The 16,008-nt window shown below is 64.8% G+C and carries 25 protein-coding genes; all 25 read right to left on the reverse strand.

Going from position 1 to position 16,008, the window contains the following annotated elements; translation table 11 throughout:
* Positions 1-72 precede the first annotated feature (72 nt).
* Positions 73-513, reverse strand: coding sequence for a 50S ribosomal protein L15 (gene rplO, locus MHEC_RS19690; protein ID WP_048890250.1), 441 nt, complete (start codon positions 511-513; stop codon positions 73-75).
* On the reverse strand, positions 510-716 hold the full coding sequence (rpmD, locus tag MHEC_RS19695) for a 50S ribosomal protein L30 (RefSeq protein WP_048890251.1): 207 nt from the start codon (positions 714-716) through the stop codon (positions 510-512). Before rpmD ends, rplO begins: the two co-directional genes overlap by 4 nt.
* Positions 717-718: 2 nt before the next feature.
* A complete protein-coding gene (gene rpsE / locus MHEC_RS19700) occupies positions 719-1,399 on the reverse strand; it encodes a 30S ribosomal protein S5 (protein WP_048890252.1) in 681 nt (226 codons plus the stop codon).
* Between the two features lie 38 nt (positions 1,400-1,437).
* Positions 1,438-1,806, reverse strand: coding sequence for a 50S ribosomal protein L18 (rplR, locus tag MHEC_RS19705; RefSeq protein WP_003920616.1), 369 nt, complete (start codon positions 1,804-1,806; stop codon positions 1,438-1,440).
* A 41-nt stretch (positions 1,807-1,847) separates the two neighbouring features.
* A complete protein-coding gene (rplF, locus tag MHEC_RS19710) occupies positions 1,848-2,387 on the reverse strand; it encodes a 50S ribosomal protein L6 (RefSeq protein ID WP_048890254.1) in 540 nt (179 codons plus the stop codon).
* Positions 2,388-2,402: 15 nt separating this feature from the next.
* Positions 2,403-2,801 carry a 30S ribosomal protein S8 gene (rpsH, locus tag MHEC_RS19715; protein WP_048890255.1) on the reverse strand — a complete coding sequence of 133 codons (399 nt, stop codon included), beginning with the start codon at positions 2,799-2,801 and terminating at the stop codon, positions 2,403-2,405.
* A 51-nt stretch (positions 2,802-2,852) separates the two neighbouring features.
* Positions 2,853-3,038: a type Z 30S ribosomal protein S14 gene (locus tag MHEC_RS19720; RefSeq protein WP_003920619.1), complete on the reverse strand. Its 186-nt coding sequence runs from the start codon at positions 3,036-3,038 to the stop codon at positions 2,853-2,855.
* A gap of 4 nt (positions 3,039-3,042) precedes the next feature.
* Entirely contained in the window at positions 3,043-3,606 is a 564-nt protein-coding gene (gene rplE / locus MHEC_RS19725; RefSeq protein ID WP_048890256.1) for a 50S ribosomal protein L5, read from the reverse strand.
* On the reverse strand, positions 3,606-3,923 hold the full coding sequence (gene rplX, locus MHEC_RS19730) for a 50S ribosomal protein L24 (RefSeq protein ID WP_003920621.1): 318 nt from the start codon (positions 3,921-3,923) through the stop codon (positions 3,606-3,608). Before rplX ends, rplE begins: the two co-directional genes overlap by 1 nt.
* Complete coding sequence (gene rplN / locus MHEC_RS19735; RefSeq protein ID WP_003920623.1) at positions 3,924-4,292, reverse strand: 50S ribosomal protein L14; 369 nt, start codon at positions 4,290-4,292, stop codon at positions 3,924-3,926.
* 272 nt (positions 4,293-4,564) lie between these two features.
* Entirely contained in the window at positions 4,565-6,091 is a 1,527-nt protein-coding gene (locus MHEC_RS19740; protein ID WP_048890257.1) for an HNH endonuclease signature motif containing protein, read from the reverse strand.
* A 55-nt stretch (positions 6,092-6,146) separates the two neighbouring features.
* Complete coding sequence (locus tag MHEC_RS19745) at positions 6,147-7,022, reverse strand: formylglycine-generating enzyme family protein (RefSeq protein WP_048890258.1); 876 nt, start codon at positions 7,020-7,022, stop codon at positions 6,147-6,149.
* A gap of 4 nt (positions 7,023-7,026) precedes the next feature.
* Positions 7,027-7,452: a hypothetical protein gene (locus MHEC_RS19750; RefSeq protein WP_235434741.1), complete on the reverse strand. Its 426-nt coding sequence runs from the start codon at positions 7,450-7,452 to the stop codon at positions 7,027-7,029.
* A 244-nt stretch (positions 7,453-7,696) separates the two neighbouring features.
* On the reverse strand, positions 7,697-10,048 hold the full coding sequence (locus MHEC_RS19755; RefSeq protein WP_048890259.1) for an arylsulfatase: 2,352 nt from the start codon (positions 10,046-10,048) through the stop codon (positions 7,697-7,699).
* Between the two features lie 74 nt (positions 10,049-10,122).
* Positions 10,123-10,689: an MBL fold metallo-hydrolase gene (locus MHEC_RS19760; protein ID WP_048890260.1), complete on the reverse strand. Its 567-nt coding sequence runs from the start codon at positions 10,687-10,689 to the stop codon at positions 10,123-10,125.
* A 39-nt stretch (positions 10,690-10,728) separates the two neighbouring features.
* Positions 10,729-11,112, reverse strand: a complete 384-nt coding sequence (gene rpsQ, locus MHEC_RS19765) for a 30S ribosomal protein S17 (protein ID WP_099868723.1) — start codon at positions 11,110-11,112, stop codon at positions 10,729-10,731.
* Positions 11,109-11,342, reverse strand: a complete 234-nt coding sequence (gene rpmC, locus MHEC_RS19770; protein WP_048890262.1) for a 50S ribosomal protein L29 — start codon at positions 11,340-11,342, stop codon at positions 11,109-11,111. The genes rpsQ and rpmC overlap by 4 nt, the downstream gene beginning before the upstream one ends.
* The gene (gene rplP, locus MHEC_RS19775; RefSeq protein WP_003923384.1) at positions 11,342-11,758 is read right to left on the reverse strand and encodes a 50S ribosomal protein L16; all 417 of its coding nucleotides are present in this window, start codon (positions 11,756-11,758) and stop codon (positions 11,342-11,344) included. Before rplP ends, rpmC begins: the two co-directional genes overlap by 1 nt.
* A gap of 3 nt (positions 11,759-11,761) precedes the next feature.
* Entirely contained in the window at positions 11,762-12,592 is an 831-nt protein-coding gene (rpsC, locus tag MHEC_RS19780) for a 30S ribosomal protein S3 (protein ID WP_048890263.1), read from the reverse strand.
* Positions 12,592-13,167, reverse strand: coding sequence for a 50S ribosomal protein L22 (rplV, locus tag MHEC_RS19785; RefSeq protein ID WP_048890264.1), 576 nt, complete (start codon positions 13,165-13,167; stop codon positions 12,592-12,594). Before rplV ends, rpsC begins: the two co-directional genes overlap by 1 nt.
* On the reverse strand, positions 13,164-13,445 hold the full coding sequence (gene rpsS / locus MHEC_RS19790; protein ID WP_003923380.1) for a 30S ribosomal protein S19: 282 nt from the start codon (positions 13,443-13,445) through the stop codon (positions 13,164-13,166). The genes rplV and rpsS overlap by 4 nt, the downstream gene beginning before the upstream one ends.
* A gap of 67 nt (positions 13,446-13,512) precedes the next feature.
* Positions 13,513-14,355 (reverse strand): 50S ribosomal protein L2, encoded by an 843-nt coding sequence (rplB, locus tag MHEC_RS19795; RefSeq protein ID WP_048890265.1) that lies wholly within the window; start codon positions 14,353-14,355, stop codon positions 13,513-13,515.
* Positions 14,356-14,384: 29 nt separating this feature from the next.
* Positions 14,385-14,687, reverse strand: a complete 303-nt coding sequence (gene rplW, locus MHEC_RS19800; protein ID WP_003923377.1) for a 50S ribosomal protein L23 — start codon at positions 14,685-14,687, stop codon at positions 14,385-14,387.
* A complete protein-coding gene (gene rplD / locus MHEC_RS19805) occupies positions 14,687-15,343 on the reverse strand; it encodes a 50S ribosomal protein L4 (protein WP_048890266.1) in 657 nt (218 codons plus the stop codon). The genes rplW and rplD overlap by 1 nt, the downstream gene beginning before the upstream one ends.
* Positions 15,343-15,996, reverse strand: coding sequence for a 50S ribosomal protein L3 (gene rplC / locus MHEC_RS19810; RefSeq protein WP_048890267.1), 654 nt, complete (start codon positions 15,994-15,996; stop codon positions 15,343-15,345). The genes rplD and rplC overlap by 1 nt, the downstream gene beginning before the upstream one ends.
* Positions 15,997-16,008 lie beyond the last annotated feature (12 nt).

Genomic DNA, 16,008 nt, shown 5'->3' on the forward strand with positions numbered 1-16,008 from the left:
GCACAGCCCTGGGCAACCGGATGTCTTTCACCGAAGGGCTGCAAGGCAGCCGGTCCGACGCGTCTGCTCGCGCTAGAGTTCGGTAACCGAACCACCCGCGGCCGTGATCTTCTCACGGGCGCTGCCGCTGAATTTGTGTGCGGTCACGTCGACCTTCACGGTCAGCTTGCCGTCACCGAGCACTTTCACCAGCGAGTTCTTGCGAACGGCTCCTTTTGCCACGAGGTCGTCGACCCCGATGGCGCCGCCCTCTGGGAAGAGCCGGTTGATGTCACCGACGTTGACGATCTCGTATTCGGTGCGAAAGCGGTTACGGAAGCCCCTCAACTTCGGTAGCCGCATGTGGATGGGCATCTGGCCGCCCTCGAAGGTGACGGCCACCTTCTTACGGGCCTTGGTGCCCTTGGTGCCGCGCCCGGCGGTCTTGCCCTTGGAGCCGTCGCCGCGACCGACGCGGGTTCGTTTGGTTTTCGCCCCCGGAGCAGGCCGCAGGTCGTGAAGTTTGATCGTCATTTCTTCTTACCTCCGCCTGTCACCTCGACGGGCTGTACCTCGACGAGGTGACGCACCACCGCGATCAGCCCCCGGGTCTGCGGGTTATCGTCGCGGATCACCGAATGGCGGATCCGCCGTAAGCCCAAGGTGCGCAAGCTTTCCCGCTGCTTCCAGCGGGCGCCGATAGCGCTGCGTACCTGTGTGATCTTTAGCTGAGCCATGGCTATGCCGTTCCCTCACGTGGCGCGCTCGCTGCCAATGCTTCGCTTTCGCGGCGCGCCTTGAGCATGCGGGACGGTGCGACGTCTTCGATCGGCAGCCCGCGGCGAGCGGCGACCTCCTCGGGCCGCTGCAGCATCTTCAGTGCGGCCACCGTGGCGTGCACCACATTGATTGCATTATCGCTGCCCAGTGACTTGGCCAAAATGTCCCGTACACCAGCACATTCCAGTACCGCCCGGGCGGCGCCCCCGGCGATCACACCGGTACCGGGGCTGGCGGGGCGCAGCAGCACTACCCCGGCGGCGGCCTCACCCTGCACGGGATGGGTGATGGTGCCGGCGATGAGCGGCACCCGGAAGAAGTTTTTGCGCGCCTCTTCGACCCCTTTGGCGATCGCGGCGGGGACTTCTTTGGCCTTGCCGTAACCGACCCCGACCATCCCGTTGCCGTCGCCGACGATGACCAGTGCGGTGAAGCTGAACCGCCGACCCCCCTTGACCACCTTGGAGACGCGGTTGATGGCGACGACTCGTTCCAGGTAGTTGGTTTTGTCGCCGTCCCGCTCGCGCGCCCGGCCGCTCTCGCGGCTCCTGCGGCTCTCGCGCCCTTCGGCTCGTCCTTCGCCACGGGTCGCGCCGCCGGTGTCCGGAGCGCCACCCCCCGAAGTCGGCTGCTCCGTCATGATGCAGTCCTTCCAGTCTCGTTCACAAAGTCAGCCATTTAGAACTTCAACCCGCTTTCCCGCGCCGCGTCGGCCAGCGCCGCAATCCGACCACCGTATTTGTACCCGCCGCGGTCGAATACCACGGTTTCGATCCCAGCGGCCTTGGCCCGCTCGGCAATCAGCTGTCCGACCCGCACGCTGCGGGCCTTCTTGTCACCCTGCACGCCGCGCACGTCGGGCTCGATCGAGGAGGCGGCCGCCAGGGTGGTGCCGTTCAGGTCGTTGACTAGCTGCACGTGGATGTGCCGCGCGGACCGGTGAACCACCAGCCGCGGACGTTCCGGGGTGCCCGAAATCTTTTTGCGCAGCCGCGCGTGCCGGCGTAGCCGTGCGGCTCGCCGGGCTGCAGCGACGCTCTGCCCCACCGGCTTTCCGGGCGCCTTCCCCGATTGTGTTGCAGCCATGACTACTTCCCTGTCTTTCCGACCTTGCGGCGCACCTGCTCGCCCTCGTAGCGCACACCCTTGCCCTTGTACGGGTCGGGGCGACGCAACCGGCGGATGTTCGCAGAGATTTGGCCGACCTTCTGCTTGTCGATCCCGGAGATCGAGAATTTGGTGGGCGATTCGACGGCGAATGTGATGCCTTCGGGCGCCTCGACTACCACGGGGTGGCTATAGCCCAGCGCGAATTCCAGGTTGTTGCCGCGCAGTTGGACGCGGTAACCCACTCCGAAGATCTCCATTTTCGTCGTGTAGCCCTGCGTCACACCAGTGACCAAATTGGATACCAGGGTGCGCGACAGCCCGTGCAGTGAGCGGCTGCGTCGCTCGTCGTTGGGGCGGCTGACCACGATCGCGCCGTCTTCGTTGCGCGACACCGTGATCGGTTCCGCGACGGTTAACGACAGTGTGCCCTTCGGGCCTTTCACCGACACGTTTTGGCCGTCGATTGTCACGTCCACGCCCGCGGGCACCGGAATCGGTTGCTTACCAATACGCGACATAGCGTTAACTTCCCCTCACCACACGTATGCGAGGACTTCGCCGCCCACGCCCTCTCTGGCCGCCTGACGGTCGGTAAGCAGGCCCGAGGACGTCGAAATGATCGCCACACCCAGGCCGCCGAGGACCCGCGGCAGGTTGGTGGATTTCGCGTAGACCCGCAGTCCCGGCTTGGACACCCGGCGCAGACCCGCCAGGCTGCGTTCGCGGTTTGGCCCGTACTTGAGTTGAATGACGAGCGCTTTGCCCACCCGAGCGTCTTCGACGCGGTAATCGGCAATGTACCCCTCGTTTTTGAGGATCTCGGCGATGTTGGCCTTGATCTTCGAGTGGGGCAGCCTCACCTCGTCGTGGTAGGCCGCGTTGGCGTTGCGCAGACGCGTCAGGAAGTCCGCGATTGGGTCCGTCATTGTCATCGGTGCCGTGTCACCTTTCTCGCAGTGGTTCCCGGGTCGGGCCTGCTGCGTTCACCAACTGCTCTTCTGCACGCCCGGCAGCTCGCCCGCGTGCGCCATCTCGCGCAGGCAAATCCGGCACAGCCCGAACTTGCGGTAGACCGCGTGCGGGCGGCCGCACTTGCTGCAGCGGGTGTACGCCCGCACCTTGAACTTCGGTTTCCGCTGGGCTTTGTTGACCAGTGCCTTCTTCGCCATGTGTTCAGTTCTCCTTGAACGGGAAGCCGAGGGCCCGCAACAGCGCGCGTCCTTCCTCGTCGGTCGCTGCCGAGGTGACGACGCTGATGTTCATGCCACGGGTCCGGTCGATGGAGTCCACGTCGACCTCGTGGAACACCGTCTGCTCGGCCAGCCCGAGCGAGTAGTTGCCGGCGCCGTCGAACTGCGTCGGCGACAACCCGCGGAAGTCGCGGATACGTGGCAGGGCAATGGAAACCAGTCGGTCGAGAAACTCCCACATGCGATCACCGCGCAGGGTTGCTCGCACACCGATCGGCATGCCTTCACGAAGCTTGAACTGCGCGATGGATTTACGCGCCCGGCGGATCTCTGGTCGCTGTCCGGTGATCATCGCGAGGTCGTTGACCGCACCGTTGATCATCTTCGCGTCGCGGGCCGCCTCTCCGATGCCCATGTTGACGACGACCTTGACCACCGTCGGGATCTGCATCACGTTGCGGTACCCGAATTGTTTTTGCAGCGCGTCACGGATCTGTTCGCGGTAGCGCACTTTCAGCCGCGGCTGAACCTTCTCTGCGGTCGTCATCAGATGTCCTTGCCGTTGCGCTTGGAGATGCGGACCTTCTTGCCGGTCTCCTCGTCGATGCGGTACCCGACCCGGGTCGGCTTGCCGTCGGAGTCGACAACCATGACGTTGGAGACGTGGATCGGGGCTTCCTGCGTGACGATCCCGCCCGACCGCGCGCCGCGCTGGGTCGTCGAGATCGGCGTGTGCTTCTTTATCCGGTTGACGCCCTCGACGAGCACCTTGTTTTTGGCCGGGTACGCCTTGAGCACCTTACCCTTGGCGCCCTTGTCTTTACCGGAGATGACCAGCACGGTGTCGCCCTTGTGGACCTTCATCTATAACACCTCCGGGGCCAGCGAAATGATCTTCATGAACCGCTTCTCCCGCAACTCTCGGCCGACCGGACCGAAAATACGGGTCCCCCGCGGGTCATTGTCCGGCTTGATGATCACCGCCGCGTTCTCGTCGAACTTGATGTAGCTGCCGTCGGGGCGACGGCGCTCCTTGGCGGTGCGCACGACCACCGCCTTGACCACGTCACCGCGCTTGACGTTGCCGCCGGGGATCGCGTCCTTGACCGTCGCCACGATGACGTCGCCGATCCCGGCGTAGCGCCGCCCGGAGCCGCCGAGCACACGGATGCACAAGATCTCCTTGGCGCCGGTGTTGTCGGCAACCTTCAGACGCGATTCCTGCTGAATCACCAGATCTCCTCAATCCTGTGCCTGGTCGTTGGAACTCGTGCGCGCCAACCGCCTGGCTAACGTATGCACGCCGGAGGAACTCTGTCGTGCGTGGTCTTCGTCGCCGAAAGGCACGCGGGGCCGTCACCTGGCGCCGGCCGAGGTCTGCCCACGGCAACCCCTAGAGTCTAGGTGACGACCTGCTCAGCGCCAAATTTTGGCTGGTTTGCCGAGGCACTGCCGATTCTGCGTATATCGCCCGGTAACCGGGTGATGACGCGGTCCTCCGCCAGCTAAAACGGTGGTGGCTCGTCGTCGGCGCGCGGCGGGGGCAGGTTGAAGTAGCTGAGGCGTTTTTCGTGCCGGGCGCGGCGTGCTTGGCGGTTGTGGCGGCGTTCGGTGGCGATGCGGTGTGCGCGGTCTTGGGCGCGGGTGCGGCGGCGCTTGGGCATCATCGCGGTGCGCTCGGAGCAGTAGTCGACCGGCGGGTCGGCGGGCGGGGCGGCGAGCTCGCCGGTGGGCCGGCACAGGCCGGGAAACAGCAGCGCGCTGCCCGGGGTGGTGACATAGGTATGTCCCGTCGGCGCGGTCAAAATCAGCGTCCCGTCCACCAACTGCTTTTCCCGCCAGCCCCAAAACGTTTTCACCAAATGATGTGTGCGGCAATAACATTTGAGGTTCGACGCGTGCGTGGGCCCGCCCTGGGCGTAGGGAATCGCGTGATCGATGTCGCAGTCGAACGCCGGGCGCTCACAACCGGGCCAGCGGCACGTCACATCCCGGCAGCGCACGAAATCGGCCAACGCCTTCGACGGCACACAGCCCCGCTCGGGCGGGGCATCGCCGGGGTGCACCAGCGGTATCAGCGTGGCCGACTGAGCCAATTCCTCGACCAGTTCGGGTGGGAGGAGGCCATCGGCTCCCACCAGCGATCCCGGCTCACTAGCGGTCCCGTCGATGGTGGCCTGCTCGGCGATTACATGAACAACGACGGACGGGCCCGCCTGTCCCGCATCGGGCGCGCAGTCGGGCCGCCTGCACCGGCACCCCAGCCGATCGGCCCCGACCGCCAATGCCCCCAGCGCATCAGCACGACGCTGCGCTCGGGTGCGTGGGTCATGCGCACACACCGTGGCCGCCAACGCATCCAACCGCTTATCCAGCGCATGCGCATCGGTGGTGAACAGACTGCCATGGATTTCCGATATCCCGCCCTCGGCCAAATCACCGATCCACACCTCCCGATCGTCCTGGTGCTGCTTGCGCCGGCGCACCGCGTCGGCATCAGCGCGAACCACGATCTTGTCGATCATCGCCGCCAGCCGGCCCTGGGTCAGCGACGGCCAGCGCGGCACGGCCTGCGCCAGCCGGGCATCGACCGCGGCCAGCACATCGGGGTCGGTGATCAGCTCGGTGCGATACACGAGGGTCTGAAACAACCGCAGCCCAATATCGCCGGCCCGAAACACCTCAGCGGTCTTAGGCAGCCGTTCGCGCATTGCCCGGGCATAGCGCAGCCGGCTGCTCGCTAATGCGCGGCTGATCCGCAACGCCGCCGCGACCTCGGCGGCCACCGCCTCCTCGGTGTCGATCGCCCATTCCTCGGTTTCCGAGCAGCGCGAAAGCCGGTAACCGAACAACTCCCCGATCGCGGCCAGCTGCGCGGCCGCCGCCCGGTTCTCCGCCCGCGAGGCCGCGCAAACCCGGTCCACCAACACCGTCGACTCCGCGGTGGTCGAGGGATGATGGCGCTCCCACATCTCCTCCAGCCGGGCGATCTCCTCCGGCGAGGGCACCATACCGCGCGCGTCATCGAACATAAGTACGAGTATGGCAGCGCGGTCCGACAAGTTAACGCTCGCAGTTGACGGGCGCTCAGGCCACGCACCGGAACCCGATATGAGTGGTTGCGGTGTCCTGCGATTGCGGGGAGCGCGCCGCCGGCCGGTACCGGTGGCAGTATTCCGGCGCGCACAAGTGGGAACCGCCCTTCAGCGTCTGGTTGACACCCGGATCCGCAGGTCCGGGTGGTGTACAGCATGCTTTGGGAGGCTGATCGGGCCGGTGGTGTGCGCTGAATTCGGTGGTCGTCCACTCCCAGACGTTGCCGATCATGTCCAGTAACCCAAACCGATTAGGTGGGAAGGTTCCCACCGGCGATGTTCCCGTCCAGCCCAGGGCGCCGTGGTTGCGGTATGGGAATCGGCCCTGCCAGGTGTTGGCCATCAACTGTCCGCCCGGCTTCTCCTCGTCGCCCCAGGGGTAGGTGGTGGTGGTTCCGCCGCGGGCCGCGTACTCCCACTCCGCCTCGGTGGGCAGCCGCCGCCCTGCCCAGCGCGCGTAGGCCACCGCGTCCGGATAGGCGACCTGCACCACCGGGTGGTCGGCCTTGTCGGCGACGTCGCTGTCGGGTCCGAACGGGTGCCGCCAACACGCGCCAGGTATCCAATGCCACCACTGCCGCCAGTCGCGCAGGTCGACCGGACCGGCTGTCGGGCGGAAAACCAGCGCGCCCGGAACCAGGTCATCTGGGTTCGCTCCCGGATACTGCGCAGGGTCGATGGGTTGTTCGGCGACCGTCACATACCCTGTGGCGGCAACGAATTCGGCAAATTGCGCATTGGTCACCGGATGTCGCTCGACCGCGAACGGGCCCACCATCGCGGTATGGATCGGAGCTTCCTCGGGGTAGAAGCTCGCCGATCCCATGCGAAACGCTCCGCCGGGCAGCTCAACGAGCTCGGTCAGCATGCTTTCAGGGTATGACGACCGCGAAGTCTGCCATCAGAGCAACTTTCGCGGCGTCAAAGCCCAGCAGTCCGGCCGGCCCTTCCTGGTGGATGGCGACGAGATAACCCTTTGTGTTTGTCCAGATATGGGCAATCCGGTCGGCAAACGCGATTGCACCGGACGGTCCTCGGTACGTGCCGGTCAGCTGCTGGCTGCTGTACCCACAGAAAGGAGCCGCGGTGATGGTCACCTCGGCGCCCGCTGCCGATCGCGCCATTGCGTCGTAATGGGCGAGGGCTGCGGCCGGTGTGAGGCTCGTCGACGCGATGGTGACCCTTCCGGTCATGCCGTCCGGTCCTGCCAACACCATCGCCACGTCACCATCTCCGGCTGTCGACGTCCAGCCGTCTGGGACATTGATGGTGATTTTCGGCGCGGCCGGGTCGGACACCGTGGCAGTGGCTGGCCTGCCCACCACGCTTGGCGGCGGGAAGCAGACCAGCGCGTCGGGCGGTAGGTGATCTGGCAGTGTCGTTTCGACACCGGGGACATCGGCGAGCGGATCCGACGGTGGTTGATGCAAAACTGCCGTCGTCGACGACGTCGGCACCGGAATCGCAATTCCTCCCGTGGTGTTGCTGCACCCGCCCGCCAGAAACGCCGAACAGATCGCAGCGCATAAACGCCATGTCATTTCAGTCCCGCGAAAAGGCCAGGGCTAGTTTGGTTTTCAGGTCCTGATATGGTGCACCGGAAACGTCGACGGTGACGCGGGCGATGGCTCCACCGGTGAACGTGAATGGTGCCGTGTAGCGGGCGGACACTGCCGAACCGCTGTTGCGTCCCACGCTGATGGCGGCTCCGGCCAACCCGAACGTGCCGGGGTGTGTCTTCATCTCGGCCAACACGCCAACCGCGGTGTCGTCGATGTAGAGAGTGGCTTCACCCAACGGGGTATGGCTGTTTTCCACGGTCCCGGTGCGGGCGTATTGGACACCAAAGAGGTGCCGGCCCAACGGCACCGTATTGGTCGCGGAGATCATCTGCTCCTGCTCACCGAGGAAGTTGTAGACATAGTGCAGCCGTCCGTCCTGGATAAACAAAGTGTGACCACCGTGGGCGCCACCCTGCTTGAACAGCACGCCTTCAGCACCCGTGGTTTCGACGCTCACGTCGGCCACCACCGAGAATGACCGCCCGCGGATCTCGACCCCGGCGCCCATGCCGACGTCGGCGGTATCGGGATAGTAAGTGTAGGTGGAGCGTTCGCCAGCCAGGTAGGGCCGCCACCGTGACATTGTTTCCAGCAGGTTGAGGTCGGCCAGCGGCAGCCCGTTGTATTTGGCCGCTTCAGAAAACCACAGCGCCTTCAGCTCCTCGAGCTTGTCGGGACGCTGGGCGGACAGGTCGTGACATTGGGTGCGGTCAACCGCGATGTGGAACAGCTCCCAGCGGTCGGAGTCGAAGTGCGACCAACCGGCGGGTGCTGCGGCGTGAACGGTGTTGGCGAACCAGCCCTCATGCCAAATGCCCCGGGTTCCCAGCATGGTGTAGAACTGGGTGCGCTTGCCGGTGTCGGCACTCGGATCTTCTATTGCCGCTTTGAAACTCACACCATCCAGTGGCTTCTGCGCGATGCCCTTTACCGTCTGCGGTGCCGCGATCCCGACCAGGTCATAGACGGTCGGGGTAATGTCGCAGACGTTGACGTAGTTATCGCGCACCTCCCCGCGTGCGGCAATCCTGTCGGGCCAGGAGATGATCGCCGCATCAGCGATGCCACCTTCGTGGGAGGCGTAGCGTTTGAACAGCTTATACGGCGTGTTGAACGCCATCGCCCATCCAATCGGGTAGTGATTATAGGTCTGCGGTCCGCCCAACCAGTCAAGGTGCTTCAGGCTCTCTTCGACGGTGTCGATGTAACCGTTGAAGAACTTCGTCTCATTTACCGACCCGTTCGGCCCGCCCTCGCCGCTGGCGCCGTTGTCGGAGATCACCACGATCAACGTGTCGTCGAGTTGGCCGGATTCGTCAAGATAGTCCAATATCCGGCCGATTTGGGCGTCGGTATAGCTGAGAAAGCCGGCGAATACCTCGGCCATCCGGCAAAACAGCCTCATCTCGTCGCCGCTCAGTGAGTCCCAGGGACGCACCGTGTCCTGCAGCGGCCACGACTGGTCATTCGGTCCCTTCGCATCCAGATAGGGATTCATCGGTGACAGCTCGGTATCCGGGGGCACTATCCCCATCGACTTCTGATTTTCCAGCACCACGTCGCGGTAGCGCTCGTAGCCCATGTCGAAGCGGCCGGTGTATTTGTCGGCCCATTCGGTGAACACATGGTGCGGGGCATGCCCCGCACCAGGGCACACATACGCAAACCACGGCTTGTCCGGCGCAATCACCTTGGCGTCACGGATGAACTCGATCGTCTTGTCGGCGATGTCCTTCGACAAGTGGTAGCCGTCCTCAGGCGTCGCTGGTGGTGACACCGGATGGTTGTCGTACACCAGGTCTGGATACCATTGGTCGGTTTCGCCGCCCATGAACCCGTAGAACCGTTCGAAGCCACGTGACAGCGGCCAATGCCGCTTGGATGAAGCCAAATTCGACTCCTCCAACGGCGTCAAGTGCCACTTGCCGATGCAGTAGGTGTTGTAGCCGCGCTCGGCTAGTACTTCCGAAATCAGCGCGGTCTCGGCCGGAATGCGCCCGTTGCAGTTGGGGAATCCGTCGGTGAACTCTTCGATGGTGGCCATACCCACAGTCGTCGCGTTCCGGCCGGTCAGCAATGACGCCCGGGTGGGTGAGCACAGGGCCGTGGTGTGAAACTGCGACAGCCGAACGCCCCGTTCTGCGATGCGAGTCATGGTCGGCATCTCGACTAGTCCGCCGAAGCAATCCCAGGTCCCGATTCCGACGTCGTCCCACACCACGTACAAAATGTTGGGTGAGCCTTCCGGAGCCGTGGGTGCGGCGTAGGGGCCCCAATCCGGCTCGGAGTCACGGATATCCAGCTCGATCCTGCCTTGAAACTGTGTTGCCATCAGCGGCTCCGTTCTTGTCGGTGCCGCGAGCCTATACCCGTCACGTGTCAAATACTGCGGGAATCGGTGACGGGTCAGCGCAGCCGGAATACCGCGCCTTCGAGGCCCCACTGACCGAATGGCGCGCGCTCACCCCGATCGATCGCGCGAATGGTCGCTCGCCCGATGTGAGCGAACACCAATTGACGCACGCCCGCGTCGCGCGCTGCCGCGGCCACGTCCCTAACGCAGGCGTGCCCGCCCACACCGCGGGCGAACCGGATCGGGTGGTTCCACCCGGCGGCGTCGGCGAACATCAGATCGGATTCGCGCGCCCATTGCGGGAATTCCCAGAACTCGGGTGCCCACACGGCCCGCTGGTATGCCGTCTCGATCAGGTAACCGCCGGTCGGATGGGACGTGTGACGCACCGGTAACGGTCGCAGCCGCACCGTGCCCGCGCCGAACGACCCGACAGCCGGACGCACGCCCAGTTCGGCGGCCCGCCGACGGATCCGCGGCATCAACTCCGCATGCTCATCGCAGACCAGCCAGGCATCCAGCCGCGATCCAGGATCGGCGGAATCCCCACCGTCCAGCATGACACGGTGACCGCCCCAGGCCAGCAGCAGCCCGGCCGGGCGATAGCGGGGCGAATTCATCGCCCCGGCACCGACCAGAACCAGCCGCAGCGTTCGCCCTTACTTGGCCTTCTCCAAGATCTCGACCAGCCGCCAGCGTTTGGTCGCCGACAGTGGACGCGTCTCCATCAACGACACCCGGTCGCCGATGCCTGCAATGCTGTTCTCGTCGTGCGCCTTAACTTTCTTGGTGGTGCGAATGATCTTGCCGTACAGCGGATGCCGCACCCGGTCCTCGAGCTCGACCACGATCGTCTTCTGCATCTTGTCGCTGACGACGTAGCCGATCGCGGTCTTGCGCCGACCCCGCGGCTTTGGGGTGGGTGGAGTGTGCTTGGGGCCCTTCTCTTTTGGTGCGGCATCTTTTGCAGCCGCCTTCTTCGCCGCCGCCTTCGACGCCTTGCTGGTTGTCTTTTTCGCTGCGGTCTTAGCCTCTGCCATCAGGATTCCTCACCCTCAGGCCCGGACGCCAGGCCCAGTTCACGTTCGCGCAGCACGGTATAGATGCGTGCAATCTCCCGACGCACGGTACGGAGTCGGCGATTGTTGCTGAGCTGGCCGGTAGCCATCTGGAAGCGCAGATTGAACAACTCCTCCTTGGATTCGCGCAGACGGTCGACCAGCTCCTCGTCGGTGAGCTCCCGCAGTTCGCCGGCGGAAACACCCAGTGCCATCAGAACTGCTCCTCTCGGGTAACAATGCGTGCCTTGATCGGCAACTTGTGAATTGCCCTGGTCAGCGCGGCCCGCGCAACCGCTTCATTGGGGTAGCTCAGCTCGAACAGCACCCGGCCCGGTTTAACGTTGGCCACCCACCACTCCGGCGAGCCCTTCCCCGAACCCATTCGGGTCTCCGCGGGCTTTTTGGTCAGCGGACGGTCCGGGAAGATGTTGATCCACACCTTGCCGCCACGTTTGATGTGTCGGTTGATGGCAATACGGGCGGACTCGATCTGCCGGTTGGTGATGTAGGCATGCTCCAACGCCTGGATGCCGTAGTCGCCGAAGCTGACCGTCGTGCCGCCGCTGGCGATGCCGCGCTGGCGCGGATGGTGCTGTTTGCGATGCTTGACTTTCCGGGGAATCAACATGATTCAGCTCTCTGTACTCTGCGTCTCCAAAGCCGGGTCGGCGCCCGCCGAAGCTGTGGCCTCCTCAGCCCCTGCCGCCCGTCCGGCTTCGGTGGTCGCGCCGGTCGTTCCAGCAGCGCCGCTGCGCCGCGGCCGGGTACCCGACGGGCGCTCGCGACGGGGACGTTCGGCACCTGCGCCAGCGGGGGCGACCAACTCGCGTTTCCCGCCGACGATGTCGCCCTTATAGATCCACACCTTGACCCCAATGCGGCCGAAAGTGGTTTTGGCTTCATACAATCCGTAGTCGATGTCGGCCCGTAGGGTGTGCAGCGGGACTCGGCCCTCGCGGTAGAACTCCGAGCGGCTCATCTCCGCACCGCCGAGGCGGCCAGAGCACTGTACCCGAATTCCCTTGACGTTGGGCTGACGCATGGCCGACTGAATGGCCTTGCGCATCGCCCGGCGAAACGCCACCCGGTTGCTCAACTGCTCAGCAACACCTTGAGCCACCAATTGTGCTTGGGACTCAGGGTTTTTCACCTCGAGAATGTTGAGCTGAACCTGCTTGCCGGTGAGCTTTTCCAGGTCGGCACGGATCCGGTCGGCCTCGGTGCCGCGACGTCCGATGACGATGCCCGGCCGCGCGGTGTGGATGTCGACTCGGACCCGGTCACGCGTTCGTTCGATCTCCACGTCGGCGATACCCGCGCGTTCCAGGCCGCTGGACAGCAGGCGCCGAATCGCGACGTCCTCCTTGACGTATTCGGCGTACTGCTTGTCGGCGTACCAGCGCGACTTCCAGTCTGTCGTGATGCCAAGCCGGAAGCCGTGCGGATTGATCTTCTGGCCCACTACGGCGAGCCTCCCTTCGCGGTGGACTGCGGGGACGTCTTCTTCGCCGGCGCCTTGGCGGCGGGTGTCTCCTTCTCGGAAGCTGTCTTCTTAGCGGGCGCCTTCTTGGCAGCCGTTACTTTGGCGGGCGCCTTCTTGGCGGGCGCCTGTTTGGTTGCGGCGGCCTTGCTGGCCTGGGCGCGGCGAGACCTCGACGACTGGGACGCCCGCTGGTCCTTGGCCGGCCGGCTTTCGACCACTACGGTGATGTGGCTCGTGCGCCGACGAATCCGGAACGCGCGCCCTTGAGCGCGGGGACGAATCCGCTTGGCGGTCGGGCCGTTGTCGGCGTAGACGGTGGCCACCACCAGCGTGGCCGGATCGAGACCATTGTTGTTCTGCGCGTTGGCCGCAGCGCTGGCAATCACTTTCGCCACCGGCTGGCTGGCCGCCTGCGGCGCCCACCGCAAGATGTCGAGCGCTTCCGCTACCGGCTTGCCGCGCACGAGGTCGATTACCCGGCGCGCCTTTCTCGGCGACACCCGAACGAACCGGGCTTTCGCGACCGCAGACGGGAATTCGGTAGCCGTGGTCATCGACGCTTAGCCTTCCGGTCATCTTTGATGTGTCCCTTGAAGGTCCGCGTCGGCGCGAACTCACCCAGCTTGTGGCCCACCATCGCCTCAGTGATAAAGACCGGCACGTGCTTGCGCCCGTCGTGGACGGCGAACGTGTGACCGACGAAGTCCGGAATGATGGTTGACCGCCGCGACCATGTCTTGATGACCTGCTTGGTGTTCTTCTCGTTCTGCGCGTCGACCTTCTTGAGCAGATGGTCGTCGACGAACGGACCCTTCTTCAGGCTGCGTGGCATCGGCTACTCCTAACTCTCATTGCCCGGCTCCTCCTCATCGCACTCCGCGCTCCGTATCGTCGCCGCGCTAGCGCGAGTGTTTCTTGCCGGTGCGCCGGCGTCGGACGATGAGCTTGTCGCTGAGCTTGTGGCGGCGACGGGTGCGGCCCTCGGGCTTGCCCCACGGGCTGACCGGGTGACGGCCACCCGAGGACTTGCCCTCGCCACCACCGTGCGGGTGGTCCACCGGGTTCATCACCACACCACGCACCGACGGCCGCTTGCCCTTCCATCGCATCCGGCCGGCCTTGCCCCAATTGATGTTGGCCTGCTCGGCGTTGCCAACCTCACCGACCGTGGCGCGGCACCGGACGTCGACGCGGCGGATCTCACCGCTGGGCATGCGCAGCGAGGCGTAGCTGCCCTCTTTGCCGAGCAGCTGAATGCTCGACCCGGCCGAGCGCGCCAGTTTGGCGCCACCGCCTGGGCGCAGCTCCACCGCGTGGACCAGGGTACCGGCAGGGATATTGCGTAACGGCAAATTGTTACCGGGTTTGATGTCTGCGTTGGGCCCTGACTCAACCATATCGCCCTGCGAAAGTCCTTGCGGAGCAATGATGTAACGCTTCTCGCCATCCAGGTAGTGCAGCAGCGCGATGTTGGCGGTGCGGTTGGGGTCGTACTCGATGTGGGCGACCTTCGCGTTGATGCCGTCCTTGTCGTTGCGACGGAAGTCGATAATGCGGTATGCGCGCTTGTGGCCACCGCCCCTGTGGCGGGTGGTGATCCGGCCATGCGTGTTGCGCCCACCATGGCCGTGCAGCGGGCGCACCAACGACTTCTCCGGCTTCGAGCGGGTGATCTCGGCGAAATCGGAGACGCTGCCACCGCGACGGCCGGGAGACGTCGGCTTGTACTTGCGAATTCCCATCTCTGCTAAGTCTTTCTATCTATCCTCGGCTATGTCGGTGTGCCGAACAGGTCGATCGGCTTGCTGCCCGGCGCCAGCGTGACGATGGCGCGCTTGGTGTTCTTCCGCTTGCCGTAGCCGGTCCTGGTGCGCTTGCGTTTGCCCTGCCGGTTCGCAGTGTTCACCGACGCCACCTTGACGGAGAAGATCTTCTCGACAGCGATCTTGATTTGCGTCTTGTTGGAGTCGGGGTGCACCAAAAATGTGTAGACGTTGTCGTCGATCAGCCCGTAGGACTTCTCCGAGATGACCGGCGCCAGGATGATGTCGCGGGGGTCGGTGACGGTCGCCATCAGGCCGAAACCTCCTCGGCGGCTTTGGTATTGGCGGCGATGTAGGCGTTGAGTGCCGCAACGGAAAACACCACATCGTCAGCCCGCAGCACGTCATAGGTGTTGAGCTGGTCGGGTGCCAGGATGTGCACGCCGGGCAGATTGCGCGCGCTCTTGGCGCTCGTTTCGTCACTGCGTTCGATGACCACCAGCAGCTGCCTGCGGTCCGTCAGCGTGGCCAGAAACGCCTTGGCGCTTTTGGTCGACGGGGTCTGGCCCGACACCAGTTCGGTGACAGCATGGATTCGGCCGTTGCGGGCTCGATCCGACAGCGCACCGCGCAGCGCCGCCGCGATCATCTTCTTCGGGGTGCGCTGGCTGTAGTCACGAGGTTTGGGGCCGTGCACGGTGCCCCCGCCGGTGAACTGCGGAGCCCGAACCGAGCCCTGGCGAGCGCGGCCGGTACCCTTCTGCCGGTATGGTTTTCGACCGCCGCCGCGCACCTCGCCGCGGGTCTTCGTCGAGTGGGTACCTTGACGGGCCGCCGCCCGCTGGGCGGTGACTACCTGGTGCATCAAGGGGATATTCGCTTCGACATCGAATAACTCGGCCGGCAACTCGATAGAGCCTTCCGTCTTACCGGCCGGCGATTTGACGTCAATTTTGATGCCTGCCATTACTTTTCACCTTTTTTGATCGCGCTGCGCACCATTACCAGCCCGCCCCGGCGTCCTGGTATCGCGCCCTTGATCAGCAGCACGCCGTTTTCGGCATCAACCTTGTGCACCAGCAGGTTCTGCGTCGTCACCCGATCGTTACCCATCCGCCCGGCCATCCGGGTCCCCTTGAACACCCGGGCCGGTGTGGCGCAGCCCCCGATCGAACCGGGGCGTCGGTGCACGGCCTGAGCGCCGTGGCTGGCACCCTGCCCGCGGAATCCGTGGCGCTTCATGGTGCCGGCAAAGCCCTTGCCCTTCGAGGTGCCGGTCACGTCGACGTAGCTGCCGTCGGTGAAGATGTCGGCGGTCAACTCCTGACCGACCTGATACTCGGCGGCCGCTTCCGGGTCGTCGAGCCGCAGCTCGGCCAGGTGCCGGCGCGGGTTGACACCCGCCGCGTTGTACTGACCGGCCAACGGCTTGTTGACCTTGCGGGGACTGATCTCGCCGTAGGCCAGCTGGATCGCGCTGTAGCCGTCACGCTCGGGTGTGCGGATTCGGGTCACCACGTTCGGTCCGGCCTTGACCACTGTGACCGGGACCACCCGGTTGTTCTCGTCGAACACCTGCGTCATACCCAGCTTGGTGCCCAGGATGCCTTTTCGTGCCATCGGTCCACCGAT

It is taken from the genome of Mycobacterium heckeshornense (genome assembly GCF_016592155.1).
Taxonomy (GTDB): Bacteria; Actinomycetota; Actinomycetes; order Mycobacteriales; family Mycobacteriaceae; genus Mycobacterium; species Mycobacterium heckeshornense.

Excerpts from the sequence above, each read along its gene's own strand:
- rplO (WP_048890250.1), bottom strand. The coding sequence starts at position 513 with ATGACGATCAAACTTCACGACCTGCGGCCTGCTCCGGGGGCGAAAACC.
- rpmD (WP_048890251.1), bottom strand. The coding sequence starts at position 716 with ATGGCTCAGCTAAAGATCACACAGGTACGCAGCGCTATCGGCGCCCGC.
- rpsE (WP_048890252.1), bottom strand. The coding sequence starts at position 1,399 with ATGACGGAGCAGCCGACTTCGGGGGGTGGCGCTCCGGACACCGGCGGC.
- rplF (WP_048890254.1), bottom strand. The coding sequence starts at position 2,387 with ATGTCGCGTATTGGTAAGCAACCGATTCCGGTGCCCGCGGGCGTGGAC.
- rpsH (WP_048890255.1), bottom strand. The coding sequence starts at position 2,801 with ATGACAATGACGGACCCAATCGCGGACTTCCTGACGCGTCTGCGCAAC.
- MHEC_RS19720 (WP_003920619.1), bottom strand. The coding sequence starts at position 3,038 with ATGGCGAAGAAGGCACTGGTCAACAAAGCCCAGCGGAAACCGAAGTTC.
- rplE (WP_048890256.1), bottom strand. The coding sequence starts at position 3,606 with ATGACGACCGCAGAGAAGGTTCAGCCGCGGCTGAAAGTGCGCTACCGC.
- rplX (WP_003920621.1), bottom strand. The coding sequence starts at position 3,923 with ATGAAGGTCCACAAGGGCGACACCGTGCTGGTCATCTCCGGTAAAGAC.
- MHEC_RS19740 (WP_048890257.1), bottom strand. The coding sequence starts at position 6,091 with ATGTTCGATGACGCGCGCGGTATGGTGCCCTCGCCGGAGGAGATCGCC.
- MHEC_RS19745 (WP_048890258.1), bottom strand. The coding sequence starts at position 7,022 with ATGCTGACCGAGCTCGTTGAGCTGCCCGGCGGAGCGTTTCGCATGGGA.
- MHEC_RS19755 (WP_048890259.1), bottom strand. The coding sequence starts at position 10,048 with ATGGCAACACAGTTTCAAGGCAGGATCGAGCTGGATATCCGTGACTCC.
- MHEC_RS19760 (WP_048890260.1), bottom strand. The coding sequence starts at position 10,689 with ATGAATTCGCCCCGCTATCGCCCGGCCGGGCTGCTGCTGGCCTGGGGC.
- rpmC (WP_048890262.1), bottom strand. The coding sequence starts at position 11,342 with ATGGCACTGGGTGTTTCCGCCGGCGAACTGCGGGAGCTCACCGACGAG.
- rplP (WP_003923384.1), bottom strand. The coding sequence starts at position 11,758 with ATGTTGATTCCCCGGAAAGTCAAGCATCGCAAACAGCACCATCCGCGC.
- rplV (WP_048890264.1), bottom strand. The coding sequence starts at position 13,167 with ATGACCACGGCTACCGAATTCCCGTCTGCGGTCGCGAAAGCCCGGTTC.
- rpsS (WP_003923380.1), bottom strand. The coding sequence starts at position 13,445 with ATGCCACGCAGCCTGAAGAAGGGTCCGTTCGTCGACGACCATCTGCTC.
- rplB (WP_048890265.1), bottom strand. The coding sequence starts at position 14,355 with ATGGGAATTCGCAAGTACAAGCCGACGTCTCCCGGCCGTCGCGGTGGC.
- rplW (WP_003923377.1), bottom strand. The coding sequence starts at position 14,687 with ATGGCGACCGTCACCGACCCCCGCGACATCATCCTGGCGCCGGTCATC.
- rplD (WP_048890266.1), bottom strand. The coding sequence starts at position 15,343 with ATGGCAGGCATCAAAATTGACGTCAAATCGCCGGCCGGTAAGACGGAA.
- rplC (WP_048890267.1), bottom strand. The coding sequence starts at position 15,996 with ATGGCACGAAAAGGCATCCTGGGCACCAAGCTGGGTATGACGCAGGTG.